At 61.2% G+C, this 18,078-nt stretch carries 18 protein-coding genes; 6 read left to right on the top strand and 12 right to left on the bottom strand.

Translation table 11 applies throughout. From position 1 onward, the window contains the following. Positions 1-49: 49 nt before the first annotated feature. Positions 50-1,792 carry a putative bifunctional diguanylate cyclase/phosphodiesterase gene (locus BQ8794_RS31560; RefSeq protein WP_425293599.1) on the bottom strand — a complete coding sequence of 581 codons (1,743 nt, stop codon included), beginning with the start codon at positions 1,790-1,792 and terminating at the stop codon, positions 50-52. Between the two features lie 227 nt (positions 1,793-2,019). Then, positions 2,020-3,162, bottom strand: coding sequence for a helix-turn-helix domain-containing protein (locus tag BQ8794_RS31555; RefSeq protein WP_077383352.1), 1,143 nt, complete (start codon positions 3,160-3,162; stop codon positions 2,020-2,022). 229 nt (positions 3,163-3,391) lie between these two features. Between BQ8794_RS31555 and BQ8794_RS35315 the strand changes: the two genes are divergently transcribed. Further along, on the top strand, positions 3,392-3,694 hold the full coding sequence (locus tag BQ8794_RS35315; protein WP_143744785.1) for a hypothetical protein: 303 nt from the start codon (positions 3,392-3,394) through the stop codon (positions 3,692-3,694). Positions 3,695-5,124: 1,430 nt separating this feature from the next. Further along, complete coding sequence (locus tag BQ8794_RS31540) at positions 5,125-5,982, top strand: TerC family protein (protein ID WP_342188969.1); 858 nt, start codon at positions 5,125-5,127, stop codon at positions 5,980-5,982. A gap of 153 nt (positions 5,983-6,135) precedes the next feature. Here BQ8794_RS31540 and ilvC read toward each other — a convergent pair whose 3' ends face one another. Both ilvC and BQ8794_RS31530 read right to left on the bottom strand, forming a co-directional pair. Further along, positions 6,136-7,155 carry a ketol-acid reductoisomerase gene (gene ilvC, locus BQ8794_RS31535; RefSeq protein ID WP_077383347.1) on the bottom strand — a complete coding sequence of 340 codons (1,020 nt, stop codon included), beginning with the start codon at positions 7,153-7,155 and terminating at the stop codon, positions 6,136-6,138. 138 nt (positions 7,156-7,293) lie between these two features. Further along, entirely contained in the window at positions 7,294-7,962 is a 669-nt protein-coding gene (locus tag BQ8794_RS31530; RefSeq protein ID WP_143744781.1) for a TetR/AcrR family transcriptional regulator, read from the bottom strand. 177 nt (positions 7,963-8,139) lie between these two features. Here BQ8794_RS31530 and BQ8794_RS31525 point away from each other — a divergent pair, with 177 nt between their 5' ends. After that, entirely contained in the window at positions 8,140-8,568 is a 429-nt protein-coding gene (locus BQ8794_RS31525; protein WP_077383344.1) for an anthrone oxygenase family protein, read from the top strand. Between the two features lie 36 nt (positions 8,569-8,604). Here the strand turns inward: BQ8794_RS31525 and BQ8794_RS31520 are convergent, their stop codons facing one another. Beyond that, positions 8,605-9,057, bottom strand: coding sequence for a MarR family winged helix-turn-helix transcriptional regulator (locus BQ8794_RS31520; RefSeq protein ID WP_077383342.1), 453 nt, complete (start codon positions 9,055-9,057; stop codon positions 8,605-8,607). A 98-nt stretch (positions 9,058-9,155) separates the two neighbouring features. Here BQ8794_RS31520 and BQ8794_RS31515 point away from each other — a divergent pair, with 98 nt between their 5' ends. Continuing rightward, positions 9,156-9,917, top strand: coding sequence for a glutathione S-transferase family protein (locus BQ8794_RS31515; RefSeq protein ID WP_077383339.1), 762 nt, complete (start codon positions 9,156-9,158; stop codon positions 9,915-9,917). A 54-nt stretch (positions 9,918-9,971) separates the two neighbouring features. Here BQ8794_RS31515 and BQ8794_RS31510 read toward each other — a convergent pair whose 3' ends face one another. Beyond that, positions 9,972-10,382, bottom strand: a complete 411-nt coding sequence (locus tag BQ8794_RS31510; protein ID WP_077383337.1) for a winged helix-turn-helix transcriptional regulator — start codon at positions 10,380-10,382, stop codon at positions 9,972-9,974. Positions 10,383-10,518: 136 nt separating this feature from the next. On the opposite strand from BQ8794_RS31510, the gene BQ8794_RS31505 reads away from it, so the two are divergent. Then, positions 10,519-11,409, top strand: coding sequence for an SDR family oxidoreductase (locus BQ8794_RS31505; protein WP_077383334.1), 891 nt, complete (start codon positions 10,519-10,521; stop codon positions 11,407-11,409). Between the two features lie 257 nt (positions 11,410-11,666). Here the strand turns inward: BQ8794_RS31505 and BQ8794_RS31495 are convergent, their stop codons facing one another. Further along, positions 11,667-13,586: a potassium transporter Kup gene (locus tag BQ8794_RS31495; RefSeq protein ID WP_077383330.1), complete on the bottom strand. Its 1,920-nt coding sequence runs from the start codon at positions 13,584-13,586 to the stop codon at positions 11,667-11,669. A 103-nt stretch (positions 13,587-13,689) separates the two neighbouring features. Further along, positions 13,690-14,430, bottom strand: a complete 741-nt coding sequence (locus BQ8794_RS31490; protein WP_077383329.1) for a pyridoxine 5'-phosphate synthase — start codon at positions 14,428-14,430, stop codon at positions 13,690-13,692. A gap of 111 nt (positions 14,431-14,541) precedes the next feature. Here BQ8794_RS31490 and BQ8794_RS31485 point away from each other — a divergent pair, with 111 nt between their 5' ends. Next, positions 14,542-14,946, top strand: coding sequence for a SpoIIAA family protein (locus BQ8794_RS31485; RefSeq protein WP_077383326.1), 405 nt, complete (start codon positions 14,542-14,544; stop codon positions 14,944-14,946). Positions 14,947-14,992: 46 nt separating this feature from the next. Here the strand turns inward: BQ8794_RS31485 and BQ8794_RS31480 are convergent, their stop codons facing one another. The 4 genes from BQ8794_RS31480 to nthA form a co-directional block, all read right to left on the bottom strand. After that, positions 14,993-16,120, bottom strand: coding sequence for an ATP-dependent DNA helicase (locus tag BQ8794_RS31480; protein WP_077383553.1), 1,128 nt, complete (start codon positions 16,118-16,120; stop codon positions 14,993-14,995). 180 nt (positions 16,121-16,300) lie between these two features. Then, complete coding sequence (locus BQ8794_RS31475) at positions 16,301-16,666, bottom strand: nitrile hydratase accessory protein (RefSeq protein ID WP_077383324.1); 366 nt, start codon at positions 16,664-16,666, stop codon at positions 16,301-16,303. Further along, on the bottom strand, positions 16,653-17,312 hold the full coding sequence (gene nthB / locus BQ8794_RS31470) for a nitrile hydratase subunit beta (protein WP_077383322.1): 660 nt from the start codon (positions 17,310-17,312) through the stop codon (positions 16,653-16,655). The genes BQ8794_RS31475 and nthB overlap by 14 nt, the downstream gene beginning before the upstream one ends. Further along, the gene (gene nthA / locus BQ8794_RS31465) at positions 17,309-17,908 is read right to left on the bottom strand and encodes a nitrile hydratase subunit alpha (RefSeq protein WP_077383320.1); all 600 of its coding nucleotides are present in this window, start codon (positions 17,906-17,908) and stop codon (positions 17,309-17,311) included. Before nthA ends, nthB begins: the two co-directional genes overlap by 4 nt. Positions 17,909-18,078: the final 170 nt, after the last annotated feature.

The following is an 18,078-nucleotide window of genomic DNA, read 5'->3' as shown; positions in this document are numbered from 1 at the left end:
CGATCGTTCTACAAATCCCCACTTCATCGTTAACAAAGGGTGCAAGGCGCTAGAGCGCCCGATTTGATTCCTCCATCGCCCGAACCACCCTCAGCGGGGACCGCCTGATGAAATCGCCAATCGCCTCGGCTCCAAGCGGCTTTCCCAGGAAGTTGCCTTGCAGGCAATCGCAATTCTCCTTGATCAGCCACCATGCCTGTGCCGACGTCTCGACCCCCTCGGCAGTGACATTTATCCCCAGGCCGTGCGCCAGAGTCATGATCGATCGCACGATCGTTTGGCTTTTGAGATCGGTCTCCAGGTCCGCAATAAAGTACCGATCTATCTTCAAAGTATCGAAGGGAAAGTTTTTAAGGTAGCTTAACGATGAATAGTATGTTCCAAAATCGTCGAGCGAAATTCGTATTCCCAAAACGTTCAGAGTGTTCAACGTGTCGATATTGTCGATCGTCTTTTCAAGCAGGACCGTCTCGGTTATCTCAAGTTCAAGTCTGTCGGCTTCGATTCCCACTGCGTCGATGATCTGAGCGACCGTGTCCGTCAGCGAACCGCTAAGGAACTGAGCCGGCGACAGGTTCACTGCGACTGTCAGCGAGGAAGGCCACGTCAATGCCTGGCGACAGGCTTCCTCGAGCACCCATCGTCCAATCTCGTCCATCAGACCGTCGGCTTCGGCGATCGGTATGAACACGTTGGGTGGAATGGTTCCGACTTCGGGGTGCCGCCACCGCAGCAGCGCTTCGAAACCCATCACCGACGAGGGAGGCCGGATGAGCGGCTGATACTCCAGATAAAGCTCGCCCCGCTCCAGCGCGGTTCGAAGGCTGCGCCTCAGATTCTCGCGTTGCTCGAGCAAGAGCAGCATCGAACGGTTGAAGGTTCGAGCGCAGCCGCGTCCATCTGTCTTGGCCGCATAAAGGGCAATGTCAGCGGCTTTCATCAACTGTTCGCCATCGGTCCCGTGCTCCGGCCCGAAAGCAATTCCGATACTCGAGCCGACGAAGACGGGAATGCCGTTAATGACGAACGGTTTCTTGAACGCGTCGACTAGCGATCCGGCGAGGCGCTCAGCCTCTGCCGGCTGCTCCTTTCCCAATTGGATGACAGCGAACTCATCGCCGGCATACCGGTATGCGGATTCGCCGTCCTGCAGCGCGTCGCGAATACGACCCGCCGCGAGTTGAAGAAGAGTGTCGCCTGCGCCATGGCCGAGCGTGTCGTTGACCGCTTTGAAATCGTCAAGGTCGATTTGCAGAAGGGCGGCTTTCGGCTTTGATCCGCCGAGGGCCGCCATTGCCTGCTGCAGTCGCTCGCCGAATCGCCGCCGATTCTGCAGTCCGGTCAGCGCGTCGTGCGTCGCCTGATGGAGCAGAATTACATGCTCTTGCTCCTCCACTACGCTCCGCCCATCGCGCCCCCGTGATTCAATGATTCCCACACCATTTGAGGTCGCGAAAACGAAAGCGGACCGCGGCGCTTCGCCCGATGATCGCGGCAAATCGATGCTTGCCGGTGAGCCGCCGCGGAACACACGAAGAAATTCGTCGCGATACCTCGCATCGAGGAAGCCCGGGTAGATTTCCCAAACGGCGGCACCCGGCACCACCGCGCCTCCGTATACGCCTTTGAGCTTGGTTGCGTAGTGCGTCAGACAGAAGTCGCGATCATAGAACGACAAAAGTTCGGTCGTGTTCGCCAAAAGGTCAGCGAGCAGCGCTTCGCCGGGACGTGGTGCATCGCTTGAGGAAGGCCCCTCACTCTCCGCGCCGAAGCCTGATGCCTCCGGGTGCAATAGCGATCTCCATAGGCGGTGAGAATCCACGTCCCCCACCCCGAAATAGCATAACCGTCAAGCTTGGCAAACATACAACTCGCAGTCTCAACAAGTGTCTCATGCGGCGCAGTTGCAATGTATGCTCCGCTGTGATTGGCAGCGACAAATATTCTGTCCATGAGGCGGCTGATCTTCCCCGCCCCTGTTTTGAGCCCGCCCCACTTCAACCATCCGCGATCCTGTACTCAGCTTCCGAGCGCTTTGAGCCAATGTTCAAAGGAAGAGGCCTCCTCGTGTCCGGCATGCGAAACAGAGTGGGCGGGGCGCGGCAACACCACCGAACTTCGGACTTCGCGGGGGCTGTAACCGAATTCCTTGCTAAATGCTCGGCTGAAATTAGCCGCTGAACTAAACCCGACGGCTTCGGCAATATTAACAATGCGCCGGCTGTCCGCCGGATCGCTAAGTGCAACATGGGCTGCCAGAAGTCGGCGACTTTGTATGTAGTGGAGGACACCACCGCTCGGTTCGAACAACTGATAAAGACGAGAGCGCGAGACGCCGAGCGCCCGGCACATTGAATCCGGCGTCAGATGAGCCGCATCCAGATTGTTGTGGACGTATCGACGGGCTCGCTCCATCAGCGCGACACTCACCAATTGTTCGGTGGCCGCGGCATGTTCCGCCGGGGGCGAAAGGCAGGCAATGATCATGCTGCGTGTTGCGTGCACGATGCGGGGCAGATCGTCAGCCGTGAGACTGCGCAGTCTTGCTTCGATGTTGTTGAGGTAGTCGAGCAAAAGGTCGGCAAAGTTGCCGGACAGAATTGAATTATTCTTTGCGTCCAGGGTCGCCGCCGCATCGGCGAACAAATCACGCGGCAAATAGAGAAAGAGACTTTGGGATTCCGTTGCCCTCCCGCGAAACGGGTAGCCAAGCGATCTAATCTCCAATTTGCCCGGCTGGTTTTCCGCTACGCGACGATCGACCTCCGTCCACGACCGGCCAGTATACGGCAAAGCGATATACCAGTGATCGATCGAGCTGGACCGAAGCTTCGCAGCAGAACGCATATAACTATGTGCCGGTGCGCGCTGTTGAACGATCAGCATACCGCCGAGGTTCCAAGCCGTGTGGTCGGCGGGAAAGCCATCGTCGAGCGATTTGTCATCCGGCAACTTGATCTCGACAAGCGGAGCCATATGCGCCTGCCAGGCGACGAATTGATCCTCTGGCGCTAGTCCGAGCGTCGAAAAGGGCAGAGGTTCGAGCGCCGGCGGAAGTGACGGGGCAGCCTCATTGTCAGGTTGAGCTTCGCGCGGCCAACGACGTCGATCGCGCTCAATCGCCTGCCTCGCAAGCGCCTTGTCCTGCCTCTTAGCGTCCATCGCGTAGTGCCGTATCCGATTCCGGTATGCCCATCTCCACCGCAATCATGTGGTGTATCACAGGCATCTGGCAAGACCAGCGGAACGCGAGTCCACAGAGCGCCATCACGCTGGGTTACGGCAAGAAATGCATTCCGAGATAAGTTTCTGGATGCGACGATAACGACACTCTTCAACCTGGCGCGTATAGAGTCTGGCGCGGTGAAAGCGTAGTTGAGGAGACAACGAAATGAACGCAAAGCTCAAATCTGAAGCTCGTCGCAAGATAATTCTTGATGGATATTTTAATAACGAACCTTTGAAAGATATTGCAGCCAAGGTCGGATGCTCACTGGCGAGTTTGAAAGTCACCGCCAGTAAACTCGGTTGCACTCGAACTCCGAAAGAGGCGGCGGAATTTCGGCGAGGATTTCATGTCCCAGAACAAAAACTGCGAGATTACCGACAACTTATGATTGCTGGACAGTATAGAGCTCGCGAGTGCGCGCTGATTTTGGGACTATTGAAAGGCCCATCGTCGGTCAGCGAGTAAACCTATTCCAATACACGCCTCAGCGGTTCATCGGCAAAAAAAGCCCGCCGCAAACATGGGCAACGGGCCCTGAAAGGTTCGCACAGATGCTGCGTCGGCGTTCCAATCGCACCTGCCTCAGCCCTCATGATCTGGCTCTTTGCGAACGCGTGTTCGATCAGGTTTGCGCAGATGAAAACATCGACTCTTCAAACCGGGATGCCGAGGCCTTAGCGGTGGCGATTGTCGCAATCTTCCGAAACATTACTACCAAGGAGCGCGAACTGCTGGATGAAGTTAGGTCTCTTCGTCTTTCGAGGGGCGCAGAGAAGGCGCACTAGCTTGGCGGCGTTCCGAGGCGAATTGTCCCGCGTTGGCGCAGCCGGATTGGCGTCTGCATTGCCCCATTGAGTCCCGCCAGAGTATAGCCACAGCGCTTGCGAAGGAGATGGAAATGGGTCTAGCCCAAGATTTGTCTGATGTTGCGCTCGCATTCGATTGTCCGAATTGCTCGCATCCGGCGGTAAGGAAGGGCTCTGCGCTAAGAACGATCGCGCACTTCAGATGCGACGGGTGCAACGCCAAGGTACGGATCACCTATCCGCAGAAGCTGGCGATCTTCGAAAAGTACAGGCTATTAGCCGCCCAAGGGACATTGCGATAAGACGATCCGGAAACGCGTTGCCAATAGCGGTGACGCGGACCAGATGCAAAAGGGTCGATGCCCTGGTGAGCCTCGCTAAAGAAATGGCCGACCGGCAACTGGCCGGGTTAGAAAGCCCGGCAGATAAAAACGATGGCTCTGTGCAAGACGGTGATGATGCAAGGACTGAGCGTCGTCGACCGCCTCCTCACATTCCGCGATCACGGAATTACTCGAATCGCCAAATTTGATACTATCCAATGGCGGACCCCAATCCGCCAGGCCGGCGCCCTGCAGGCATTCTACCCCAACGCCCCCCAAGCGGCGCCGGCCTTCCCCTTGTATGGCGTTGCCAATCAGCAATCTTCGGTGGTCTTCTTCATTTGGCCGGGGCGGCGGTCTTGGCGTCCGTGTCCTGCTGACCAGGGGCGGCCTCCTGCGCGCTGCCGGCCTGCTGGTCAGGCGCGCAATCCTTGGCCGAGTTCGGGTTCATGCCGCTGGTGGTGGTGGTGTCAGTCCCCTGATCGGTGCTGGGCGTGGTCGTGGAGGTCTCGCCCGAAGTTCCGCTCGTCGTCTGGGCAAAGGAAAAGCCGGCTTCAGCCGCTTCCGCCGCGCTTTCGCGACGCCGTTCAACTTAATCCTCGAGGCGCGGCTCTGATCCGCGGATCTGCGGCACCTGGTGGCGACCGGACTCGCATGGATGGATTTGGATGACATCCGGTCCCCGATCCGGCCACCAATCGCAACCTACACAAAGGATGGACCATGAGCATTTTCGAAAACGCGACAAGGCCGCGATGGGGCCTCGCTGGTTTCGCTGCCGCGCTTCGCGCGTCGTACCGCGCGGCTTCTCGGCGACCTCTCGGACAGACAATTGAAGGATATCGGCCTGTCAGATCGGACATCGGGCGAGTCATCCGCGACAGCCTGGGTCGCGTTGCTGACACTTGTCGCGCTCGAGGTCGTGCTTGGCATCGACAACCTGATCTTCATCTCGATCCTGACCAACAAGCTGCCCAAGAATCAGCAGGCCCGCGCGAGGCGGCTGGGCATCTCGGCGGCGCTGGTGATGCGTCTGGTGCTGCTGGCGACGATCTCAATCATTGTTGGGCTGACCGCGCCCGTGTTCGCTGCTTTCGGCCACGCTTTCTCATGGCGAGACCTGATCCTGATCGCCGGCGGCCTGTTCCTGGTCTGGAAGGCGACCAAGGAAATACACCACACCGTCGATCCCGAGGACCACAAGGACAACATCATGGGCGAGACATTACAGCTCAGCCTGGCTGGCGCGGTCTTCCAGATCCTCCTGCTCGACCTTGTCTTCTCGATCGACTCGATCATCACCGCCGTCGGCATGACCGACGAAATCGGCATCATGTACATTGCCGTTACCGTCGCCGTGTCGGTGATGATGCTGGCGGCGACGCCGCTCGCCAACTTCATCGAGAAGAACCCGACCATCGTCATGCTGGCGCTGGGCTTCCTGCTGATGATCGGCATGACGCTGATTGCCGACGGCATGGGCTACCACGTGCCAAAGGCCTACATCTACGCCGCGATGGGCTTCTCCGCACTGGTCGAGGGGCTGAACATGCTAGCGCGACGGCGGGCGAAGAAGAAGCGCGCCGTCACCGAGACCGGCGAGATCACATGGCCATTGATGTGAAAAAGGCCGGCGGAGCGCTCCGCCGGCTTTTCCTGTGCTAAATTGCGGGTTTCGATCAGTTCTTGGCCTTGTCGACCAGCTTGTTCTTCGAAATCTCCGCGCGCCCGCAGGGCGAAGCCCGAGGACGCGCAAGGAAACGAACGTGGATTTCGATCAGTTCTTGGCCTTGTCGACCAATTTGTTCTTCGAAATCCACGGCATCATCGCGCGCAGCTTGGCGCCGACTTCCTCGATCTGGTGGCTGTCGTTGTTGCGGCGGATGCCCTTGAAGCGCGACATGCCGGCGCGGTACTCCTGCATCCATTCCGAGGTGAACTTGCCGGTCTGGATATCCTTCAGCACGCGCTTCATCTCGGCCTTGGTCTCGGCGGTGATGATGCGCGGGCCCGAAACATATTCGCCCCATTCGGCGGTGTTCGAGATCGAGTAGTTCATGTTGGCGATGCCGCCTTCATAGATCAGGTCGACGATCAGCTTGACCTCGTGCAGGCACTCGAAATAGGCCATTTCCGGCGCGTAGCCGGCTTCCACCAGCGTCTCGAAGCCAGCGCGGATCAGCTCGACCAGACCGCCGCACAGCACAACCTGCTCGCCGAACAGGTCGGTCTCGCATTCCTCGCGGAAATTGGTCTCGATGATTCCCGAACGGCCGCCGCCGACGCCGCAGGCATAGGACAGAGCGAGATCAAGCGCATTGCCGGAAGCGTCCTGGTTGACCGCGACCAGGCACGGCACGCCGCCGCCCTTCTGGTATTCGCCGCGCACCGTGTGGCCGGGTCCCTTCGGCGCGATCATGACGACGTCGACCGAGGCCTTTGGCTCGATCAGGCCGAAATGCACGTTGAGGCCGTGGGCAAAGGCGATCGCCGCGCCGTCGCGGATGTTCGGCGCGATTTCGGATTTGTAGATGTCGGCCTGCAGCTCGTCCGGCGTCGCCATCATCATCAGGTCGGCCCATTTGGCGGCGTCCGCCACACCCATCACCTTGAGCCCGTCGGCCTCGACCTTCTGGGCGGTCGCCGAGCCGGCCTTGAGGCCGATGGCGATTTCCCTAACGCCGGAATCCTTGAGATTGAGCGCATGCGCCCGGCCCTGGCTGCCATAGCCGATGATGGCGACCTTCTTGCCCTTGATCAGGTTGAGATCGGCATCGCGATCGTAGTAGACACGCATTTTTCTTCCTTCCCGTTTTTGAATTCAGAGCATGATGTCGAAAAGTGTGAAGCGGTTTTCGGACGACATCATGCTCTATCTCTTTGATTTAGAGCCGGATTCAGATTTCAGGTCGACTTGACCTGAAATCATCCGGCTCTAGAGGCCTTGCGGCCCGGTTTTTGCTCCGTAAAGAGCGAGAAACTGCTGCGTCGCCCGGACGGCATCGCCGCCAATCGCCGCATCAGTCAATTTTAGCCGGTCGCCGAGCAGCAGGCGGATCTGCACGTCGCGGGCGACCAGCCCGAAAAAGGTGCGGAATGCCGCTTCGGCATCCGAGAACTCGAGAAGCCCGGCCTGCCGACCGGCCTCCAGCACCGGCTTCAGGCGCCGGGCCAGCGCGAAACGCCCGTTCTCCAGCACGATGGCGCCGAGATCGTCGTTGCCGTCCTTGCGCCGGATTGCGCCAGCACGGCCAATGGCGACGCGGTTCAGCGCGATCGATGTGTCGCTCGAAATCACCTTGAGCCAGTCCGAAGCGAAACGTGCCAGGCTCACCGTCAGCGAAGCAAGGGTAAGCCCCTTGCCGTCGACCGGCACCACCCGCACCTTGGAGGCCTGCCATTGAACAATTGCCGTCAACAGCCCGTCGCGATCGCCGAACCATTTGTAGAGCGTTTCCTTGGAACAGCTTGCCCGCCGCGCGACAGCGGTCATGGTCAACTGGTCCCCCTCCTCGACCAGCAGGCGAAGTGCGGCGTCGAGCACGGCTTTCTGCCGCTCGGTCAGCGCTTCGCTGGTGTCGTTGTCGACGCTTGCCTGCAACAAACTCTTTTCCTGCTCGATAACGGCGGCGCCAGGGCCGTACCGTACGTTACGGTTCGGCGTGTCTATGACGTATTGTCGGACCCGGTGCAAGCCCTATCTCCGCTTTTTGACGCTTCTGGGCCGGGACGGCCGCGACCGGAACGGCCACCGCTCGAACGACTTGTCGCGGAGAGAAAAATGCTCGTCGGCCTGCTTGCATTGACGGTTGCCGCCGCTTTCGCGGGCGCCGCCATCTATATCAGCGTTGCCGAGCAGCCGGCGCGGCTTCGCCTCGACGACCGTGCACTGCTGCAGGAATGGCAGCCTTCCTACAAGCGCGGCGCCGCCATGCAGGCGTCGATCGCCGTCGTCGCCTGTGTTCTTGGTGTCATTGCCTGGTGGCAGACCGGCAGTCTCGCCTATCTCATCGGGGCGGTGCTGATCATCCTGCCATGGCCATGGACGCTGATCGTAATGATGCCGACAAACCGATTGCTGGGAGCGATGGACGCGGCCGCCTCCAATCGGCAGGCCCGGTCATTGATCGTCAAATGGGGCAATCTGCATCTGGTTCGCGTCATGCTTGGCGTCCTGGCGGCACTGGCATTCCTCTGGGGCAGTGCCTGACGGCTGCAATCGACCTTCGGCGCCAACGGGACCACATCACTCCGGCGTCGCCGGATGACGCAGCCGCCCGAGCAGAGCCGACAAGGTTTCCAGGTCATCATTGGAGAGCCTGGCGCCGACCAGCTCGGCGATCGATCGTCCGTAGACGGCCCACATCCGGCGGCGCGCCTCGCGCCCCTTCCGCGTAATGCGGACAGTCTGTCCGCGACCGTCATCGGCAACCCTGAGCTTCTCGACCAGCCCATCCGCTTCGAGCCGCGCCAGCAGCCGCGAGACGTTGTACTGCGCAAACAGGGTGCGCTCGATCAGCTGGAACGGCCGCAAGCCGCCCTCGCCGGCTTCGGCAAGCTCATGCAGCACGTCGTGCCAGGCAAGCGGTGGCAAGCCAGCGTCCTTCAGCGCGTCTTCGGCTCTTTCCAGCAGCTGGCGCGAAACGCGCATCAGGCGCGCCCAGGCTTTGATGGCCGCCGGCGAAGGATTCTCCGTCATGATGCAGCATAGGTGATAGATGCAATTGCATCAAGCTTGCCAGTGGATGCAAATGCATCTATATAGATGCAGATGCATTTATATCGGAAGGCACTGCCATGAAACATGAAATCTGCGAGATCGCCGACACCCCGGAGACGGGCGGCCTGGTGACCGACAAGCTCGTTCTCGTCAGCCACCACCTTTGCCCCTATGTGCAGCGCGCGGCGATCTCGCTTGCCGAAAAGGACGTACCGTTCGAGCGGATCACCGTCGATCTCGCCAAAAAACCGGCCTGGTTCAAGGCGATATCGCCGCTCGGCAAGGTACCGCTGCTGCGCGTGCCGCAGAACGGCGAGGCAACGGTGATCTTCGAATCGGCGGTCATCCTCGAATTTCTCGAGGAAACGCTGGCCAACCCACTCCACCCTGCCGACCCGCTGGCCCGCGCCCGGCATCGCGCCTGGATCGAGTTCGGCTCGGCCATCCTCAACGCCATTGGTCGGTTCTATTCCGCACCGACCGAGGCCGCCTTCCTTGCCGAAAGCGAAGCTCTGTCGGCAATGTTCGATCGTCTCGAAATAGAACTGACGTCTGGCCGAGCTGGGCCATGGTTTGCCGGCGAGCGCTTTTCACTGGTCGATGCTGTCTTTGGGCCAATCTTCCGCTATTTCGACGCCTTCGATCGGATCGGCGCGTTCGGCATCCTGAGCGGAAAGCCTCGTGTCGAGGCCTGGCGAAAGCGATTGCACGAACGCCAGTCGGTGAAGGACGCTGTCACCCCGGACTATCCACAGCGCCTTCATGCGTTCCTGCAAGCGAAGGGTTCGCACCTTTCGAAACTCATCCGCCGCAGCGAGGCGGCCACTGCGCTTCCTTGATACCTGAACGGATCGACCACGGTTCCAGCCACCGTCCATCCTTCTGGGAGTTGGTTAAGCGTCGGCGGCGTCGAAAGCGTTCCGCGCGGCGCGCACCGCGCCATGATTGAGCTCGGCCCATTGGAGCAGTTGATGCAGGGGTCCGAACATCGAGCGTCCGAGATCGGTCAGACTGTATTCGACGCTCGGCGGCTTGGTCGGGAAGACCTCGCGATGGACATAACCGTCGCGCTGCAAATCGTGCAGCGTCTGGGTGAGCATGCGCTGTGAAATGTCGGGCACCAGCCGCCGCAATTCGCCGAACCGGTACGGCTTTTCGGCCAGCGCCATCATCAGCAGCGAACTCCATTTGTTGCTGATGCCCTGGATTACATCGCGCACCGGACAGTCGGCAATGTTGCCCCCGCCGCTGCACGCTTTGTAAATCTCGAGCTTCGACTTCAGACTGACGACTTTGCTGTCCATCGCTGGTTCCCTGCGCCTGCCTACCTCCCGCAAAACTGCCTTCTTTACGAGGGTCGGTCAATTCCTATTTTAGTGCTGGTCTCTTTTTGAGACTTATATAAGCACCCGCCGCTCCGGCGCAACGACAGGACTTCCCATGACCGATACCCTTCTCGTCACCGGCGCCTCCGGCCAGCTTGGCCGCGGCGTCGTCGATCATCTGCTGGACACGCTCAAGGTTCCGCCCGCACGCATCATCGCCGCCACCCGCAATCCGGACAACCTCGCCGAACTGGCAGCGCGCGGCGTCATCATCAGGCAAGCCGATTTCGATGACACCGCGTCGCTTGTCGAAGCGTTCAAGGGCGCCGACAGGATCCTGATCGTCTCAACCGGCGAGATCGATCTTCGGGGCAAGCGGCTCAAGCAGCATGAGAATGCCGTCGCAGCCGCCAGGCAGGCCGGCGTTTCGCATCTGCTCTACACCTCAATGCCCAATCCTGAGCCGGGATCGCCGGTGCTGTTTGCGGGCGATCACTACGGGACCGAGCAGGCGATCAAGGCGAGCGGCATCCCCTACACGATTTTCCGCAACGGCTGGTATCAGGAGAACCTGTTCATGTCGCTGCCGCACGCCATTGCCTCGGGACACTGGTATACATCCGCAGCCGACGGCCGCATCGCCCATGGCGCTCGCGACGACATGGCCGCGGCGATCGCCGCCAGCCTTGCCTCGGGCGCCACCGAAAGCACGACATACACGCTGACCGGTCCGCAGGCCCATACGGTCGCCGAGATCGCGGCCCTGGTGACCGACGTGACCGGCAAGCCGATCGAGGTCGTCCAGCTTTCGGACGAGGCGTTGACCGAGGGCCTGAAGGCTGCCGGCGTTCCCGAGGGCTTTGCCCCAATCGTCACTTCCTTCGACACCAACACGCGCTCCGGCCGCATCGGCATGGTGACCGACGCGATCGAGTCACTGTCGGGCAGGAAGCCGCAATCGCTGAAGCAGTTTCTTGAAGCGAACAAGGCAGCTCTAGCCGGCTGAAGTCGGCCGTGGTTTAGGGCATGTCGAGATTCAGGTCAGGCCGAGTCGAGAATGGCGGGTTCCGAGAACCGGAGCGGAGCGTACTTTCGGGTACGTGAGCCCGCGCATGACCCCGAAATCGAGATCGATTTCGGAAAGGTCATGCGCAAATCAAAGTTCTACAGCGTCCTTTGCGCGCCCAAGAGGGCGCGCGGCGCTGTAGGGAAGCGCAGGAACCCGCCGTTCGCAGGCCGGCATCACCTGAATATCGGCATGCCCTAGATAGCCACCTGCGTTCCGATCTCGACAACACGTCCGGTCGGGATCTGGAAATACTCCGTCGCATCGGCTGCCGTGCGCGCCAAGCCGATGAACAGCTTGTCCTGCCACACCGGCATGCCGGAATTGGGTGACGCCTTGAGCGAACGCCGCGACAGGAAGAAGGAGGTCGTCATGATGTCGAACTTCCAGCCCTGCTTGCGGCAGATCGCCAGCGCACGCGGGATGTTGGGCTGTTCCATGTAGCCGAAGGTCAGTGTCACCCGCATGAACAGATCGTTGATCGTTTCCATCTTGACCCGGTCACTGTCGGGCACGACAGGCTGCTGCGCTGTCACCACCGAGAGGATGACGTTCTGTTCGTGCAGCACCTTGTAGTGCTTCAGGCTGTGCATCAGCGCAGTCGGTGCGCTCATGGGGTCGCTGGTCAGGAACACGGCCGTTCCCGACACCAGCTGCGGTTTCTTCTTCAACAGATTGCCGGCAAGGAAATCGAGCGGAATCTCGTTCCTGCGGGTCTTGTCGAACAGGTAGCGGCTGCCGCGTACCCAGGTCCACATGGCCAGCACGACTGCAAAGGCCACAGCGAGTGACGCCCAGCCGCCTTCGAACACCTTGACGATGTTGGAGCCAAAGAAGCCGATATCGATAAATACGAACAGCGCCGTCAGGCTGGTGGCCAGCCAGAGCTGCCATTTCCAGATGCGGGCCATGATCACGTAGAGCAGCACAGTCGTCACCAGCATGTTGCCGGTCACCGAAATACCATAAGCCGCCGCCAGTCTGCTGGATTCGCCGAAACCGACGACCAGCAGCATCACCACCAGCGCCAGCAGCAAGTTGACGCGCGGCATGTAGATCTGGCCGGACTGTTTTTCCGACGTATGCAGGATTTGCAGCCGAGGCAGCATGTTGAGCTGTACCGCCTGCCTGGTCAGCGAGAAAGCGCCTGAAATCACCGCCTGGCTGGCGATCACGGTGGCCGCCGTCGCCAGCACCACCATGGGTATCAGCGTCCAGCCTTCGTTCATCTCGAAGAAGGGATGACCGACGGTACCACCATGCGCCAGCACGAAAGCGCCCTGCCCGGCATAGTTGAGCAGCAGGCAAGGAAACACTACCGCCAGCCAGGCAAGCACGATCGGCTTGCGCCCGAAATGGCCGAGATCGGCATAGAGCGCCTCGGCGCCAGTGACCGCGAGGAAGATGGCGCCGATGGTCACGAAGGCGACATCAGGCGAATTGACCAGGAATGCAACGATGTAATGCGGGCTGATTGCCAGCAGGATTTCCGGGTCGTCCATGATGTGGTTCAACCCGGAAAGTCCGATCGCCAGGAACCAGACCGCGGTGATCGGACCGAAGATCAGCGCCACGCCGCCGGTTCCGAATCGCTGCACCGCAAACAGGATCGCCAGGATGACCAGCGTCAGCGGCACCACATAAGGCTGGAACGTGGGCGTTACGACATTCATGCCCTCGACCGCCGATAGCACTGAAATTGCCGGGGTGATGACTGCGTCGCCGAAAAATAGTGCCGCGCCGACGATGCCGATGCCGAGGATCGCCGCTGACCGCTTCGGGAAACTGCCACGCGCCAGCGCCATCAGTGACAGCACCCCGCCCTCGCCGCCATTGTCGGCACGCAGCACGAACATGATGTATTTAATGGTCACGATGATCGTCAGCGACCAGATGATCAGCGACAGCACGCCAAGGATATCCCCGCGGTCGGCGACATTGCCGCCCGCCGAAGCGTGCAACGCCTCGCGGAATGCGTAGATCGGGCTGGTGCCGATATCGCCATAGACCACGCCGAGCGCGCCCAGCATCAGAACCTTGGTGCTGTGCTGTTCGACCTCAGGATGGCTCGATTGTTCGACGGGTTCTGCCTCACTACCACTGTTGGTAAGGGCCATGGACAACACTCCGATAAGCGCGCGGTGCTCTACGCTTGCTGCGATGCAATATCAAGTGCCCCAACGTGATGGCTGCCATGTCCGCAAAGCGAGGCTTCCATCTCTACCACCCACAGGCCTTCAGAAATCTTTTGACCGTGCCGGCCATGCCATACTCCAACGCATCGGCTGTCAACCCATGTCCGATCGACACTTCGGCCAATGCCGGGATGCGTTTTGCCAATGCCGGCAGGTTGCTCACCACCAGATCATGGCCGGCATTGACCTGAAGCCCGGCGGCAAGCGCGGCATCCGCGGTTTTTCCCAATCTTTCCAGCTCGTTCGCCGCTTTTTCCGAATCAGAATGATAGCTGCCATATGGACCGGTGTAGAGCTCGATCCGGTCGGCGCCGGTGTCGCGCGCGGCGTTCATGCCCGACGGATCGGGGTCGGAAAACAACGACACGCGAATGCCCGCCTTTTTCAGCCGTTTGACGATCGGTGTCAGGAACGCCGCCTCGGCGGCAAAGTTCCAGCCATGGTCGGAGGTAGCCTGGGCAGGGTCGTCGGGCACCAGCGTCACCTGCTCCGGCTGGTGCTTTTCCACAAGCGCCAGGAAATCCTCGCTTGGATAGCCCTCGATGTTGAACTCTGCCTTGGGGAATTCGTCATCGATCAGCGCCCTGATCGCCGGCAGGTCGGAATGCCTGGTGTGCCGCTCGTCTGGCCGCGGATGCACGGTCAGGCCATGCGCGCCCGCGGCCAGCGCCAGGCGCCCGAGCCCGATGAGGCTTGGCCACGGCAGGTCGCGCCGGTTGCGCAGCATGGCGATGGCATTGAGATTGACGGAGAGTTTTGCAGGCATGGCTTCTCGGGTCCGGATATAATCGCGGCATCTATACCGCCTTTGGCGGGAACAGACAGGGGGTTTCCGGTGTTCCAGGGGGAGGTATAATATCCAGCAAGAGGAAGACCCGTGAATTATCTTGAAGACGTGCCGGCGGTTCGCCGCATCGACACCGACCGCGACGACCTGTTCGCCATCGACGTCGTCGGCCATGTCACGGCTGCCGACGCGGAAAACCTGTTCGGTTTGCTGGAGGCGGCTTACGCGCTGCACCCGAAAATCGACGTGCTGGTGCGCCTGATCGACCATGAAGGCGTCGATTGGGCCGATGTGTCGGACGAAACGCTTGAACAGGGCACGGCCCATGCGGTGGAGCATGTCGGCCGCTGCGCTGCGGTCGGCGAGCCGAACTGGGTACCCAACGCACAGAGCTTGCTGCCTGCTTCCTCGCCTGTCGAGCTCAGGCATTTCGAGGCAAAGGACGAAGCATCCGCCTGGGAATGGCTCGGCGCCAGACCGCTGGCCCCACGCTGACGCAGTACCACCCAGATTCCGAGTCCATGGGGGCTGCTCGATCGGCCTATCTGACAATCGTCAGCCGTTCCGCCGCGCGCGTGATTGCCGTGTACAGCCAGCGCTGGCGGGTTTCCTTGAACGCCCAGCTTTCGTCGAAAAGCACGATCTCGTTCCACTGCGAGCCTTGCGCCTTGTGCACGGTCAGCGCGTAGCCATAGTCGAAATCGTCGAAACGTTTTTTCTGCTGCCAGGGAATGTCGGCGTCCGGGTCCTCGAACGCCGCCTTGAGCAGCTTGATCTTGGCGACGCCGCGGTCCGGATCGTCCTCCTCCGGTGAGACCAGCAAATTGATGCCGGGTTTCACCGTCTCGCGCGACGAGGTCATCACCTTCCACAGCGAACCGTTGAGCAGACCCTTGGCTGGATCGTTGCGCAGGCAGACGAGCTTGTCGCCGGCCTGTGGATAGTCGGCATTGAACCCCTTCAGCTCGCGCAGCCGCTGATTATAGCGGCGCCGCGTCCTGTTGGTGCCGACCAGCACCTGGTCCGCCTTCAGCACCAGTTCCTGGGTGACGTCTTCCTTGCCGATCACCTGCGCCGCGCCATAGTCGCCGCGCATGAATTCGCGGCCCTCGCGGACGTCGAGCGCCAGCCGGATGATCGGGTTGTCGCGCGCCTGCCGGTGGATCTCGGTGAGCAGAATATCCGGCTCATGCTCGGTGAAGAAGCCGCCGCCCGAGATCGGCGGCAACTGGCCGGGATCGCCGAGAACCAGGATCGGCGTGCCGAAACTCTTCAGGTCGCGGCCGAGCTGCTCGTCGACCATCGAACATTCGTCGATGACGACGAGCTTGGCCCGCGAGATCGGGCTTTGCCGGTTGAGCGAAAAGGTCGGCGACATCGAAGTCTTGCCGGTCACCTCATCCGCCACCGATTCCTCGCCCTTCGGCCGGTAGATCAGCGAATGGATGGTGCGGGCATTGACCGCGCCCTTGGAACGCAGCACCTGCGCCGCCTTGCCGGTGAAGGCGGCGAACTGCACCTGGCCGTCGACATGCTCGGCGAAATAGCGCGCCAGCGTCGTCTTGCCGGTGCCGGCATAGCCGAACAGCCGGAACAGCTGCGGCTTTCCGGTCTTGAGCCAGGTGGCGACCGCCTTCAGCGCATCGTCCTGTTGAGGAGAGAATTCCATCAGCGCGAGAGACCGGATTCGCGAGGGAAAGACAAGGCCACCACGTTCGTCGGCGGCGGCCTGCACCGCCGCCAATGACGCAATTTATCAGGCAGAGATCAGAACGTAAAGAGAACGAACATGGTTCGAGATGGTCTAGCCGGCCGGGGCGCCACGACCTTCGGTCGGGCGGGCCACGACCTAGCCGGTCGGGCCGGGATCGTTCTCGAGCAGGATCGGCTTGCCGTGCGGCGTTGCATGCGCGGCGCGTTCCCAGGCGGCAGCGAGCGCATCGATGTCGCCCTTGCCGGCAACCCCTTTGGCCGACAGCAAATTCTCCAGCGCCGCCAGCCAGTGCTCGTAATAATCGTGGCCATCGCTTGCGGCATCAGGCTGCTTGACCTCGGCGGACAGGGCGTCCGCCCATTCGCTCCAGGAGAACAGGCCGTTGCCGTGCAGCGCGACCGTCATGGCGAAGGCTTCCGCCTGCCACGGCTCGGCGAATACCGGCGCATCGACGCCCGCCGGCAGCGTGGCGGTGGCTGACTTCGCCTCACGCCGGCTCAAGATAGCTCTCCCAGGCGTCGATCGACACGCTCAGCGTCGGGTCGGCGCCCTCGCCCCAGATCTCCGCGCCGTCAAAAACCACCGTATAGACCCATTGCGGGTTCTCGCCTTGGCCATGTGCATTGGTGTCGGGGAAGACAAAACCAGCGCGCACCGCCTCGACCGCGCCTTGCTTGCCGCGTGCGTAGCGTGGCAGCCTTGTGTGGCCGGCCGGATGGAAATTCTTCGTGCGCACCAGATCGCCTGCCTTGAACCGGGCCGGCGTGGCGATCGGCCGGTCGCATGGTCCGCCCTTGGCCAACACATCAGGCACGTTTTCGGCCTTCAGCACCCGCTTTGGCATCGCGGCAGGGTCGACCGCCTTGCCCGCGGCCAGATCGCGGTCGCTGACGAAGCCGTGCCGCTTCAGCAAGGTTTCGAGCGCCTTGATCCAGATCTCATAATAGCTCGAGCCATAATAGTCGGCGGGATGCAGCGATTCCCGCGCATGCCGGCTCTCGTCGATGGTCCAGGCGCCCATGGCGCCGGCGCACAAGGTCACGCCAAGCGCCCGCCTTTCCCAGTCGGCATGGAAACAGGGCTCGTCCTTTTCGGGCGCGACCGGCCCAAACGCCATCTGCCCGCCGAGATCCTGCGGCCCGTTCATGCCGGCTCCCGCGCCAGTCCGGTGCCGATCATCGCGTCGCGCGTCACCAGATCCGCCAGCCGCTCCTCGCTCCAGCCTTCGGTGCCCTTCGGCCGCATCGGCACGACCAGGTAACGCAATTCGGCGGTCGAATCCCACACCCGGATTCTTGTCGTTGCCGGCAAGGTCAGCCCGAATTCCTCTAGCACGCCGCGCGGATCGATGACCGCGCGCGAACGATAGGGCGGCGCCTTGTACCAGACCGGCGGCAGGCCGAGCACCGACCACGGGTAGCAGGAGCACAGCGTGCAGACGACGAGGTTGTGCGTGTCCGCCGTGTTGAACACGGCTTGCATGTGCTCGCCCTGCCGGCCGGTGTAGCCGAGCGAACCGATCGCCGCCGTCGCGTCGCGTTTCAGCCAGACAGCGAAGTCCGGCTCGACCCACGCCTTCGCCACCACCTTGGCGCCGTTGCGCGGACCGATCTTTGTCTCATAGGTGTCGACGATCACGTCGATCGCGGCCGGATCGATCAGCCCTTTCTGGGTGAGGATCGTCTCCAGCGCCCGCACCCGGGCGGCAAAAGGATCAAGCTCGTTGTCGTGGTCGTGGGACATGGCGTCAGATTACGACCGCACCGCTCCGGCCGCAAGCGCGACGACTTGAGCATAGGCGAAACCGACGACCTCGCGGCGGCTTATTCCGCGGCCGCCTTCTGTGGTTCGTCCAGCAATTTTTCCTTAAGGTGTGTTGAGCTGCAGGTCAGGCCGAGCCGGAGTCGAAGACA

It is taken from the genome of Mesorhizobium prunaredense (assembly GCF_900156895.1).
Classification (GTDB): Bacteria; Pseudomonadota; Alphaproteobacteria; order Rhizobiales; family Rhizobiaceae; genus Mesorhizobium; species Mesorhizobium prunaredense.
The sequence above is the reverse complement of the archived record's forward strand: the minus strand, read 5'-3'. Positions and strand labels throughout refer to the sequence as shown.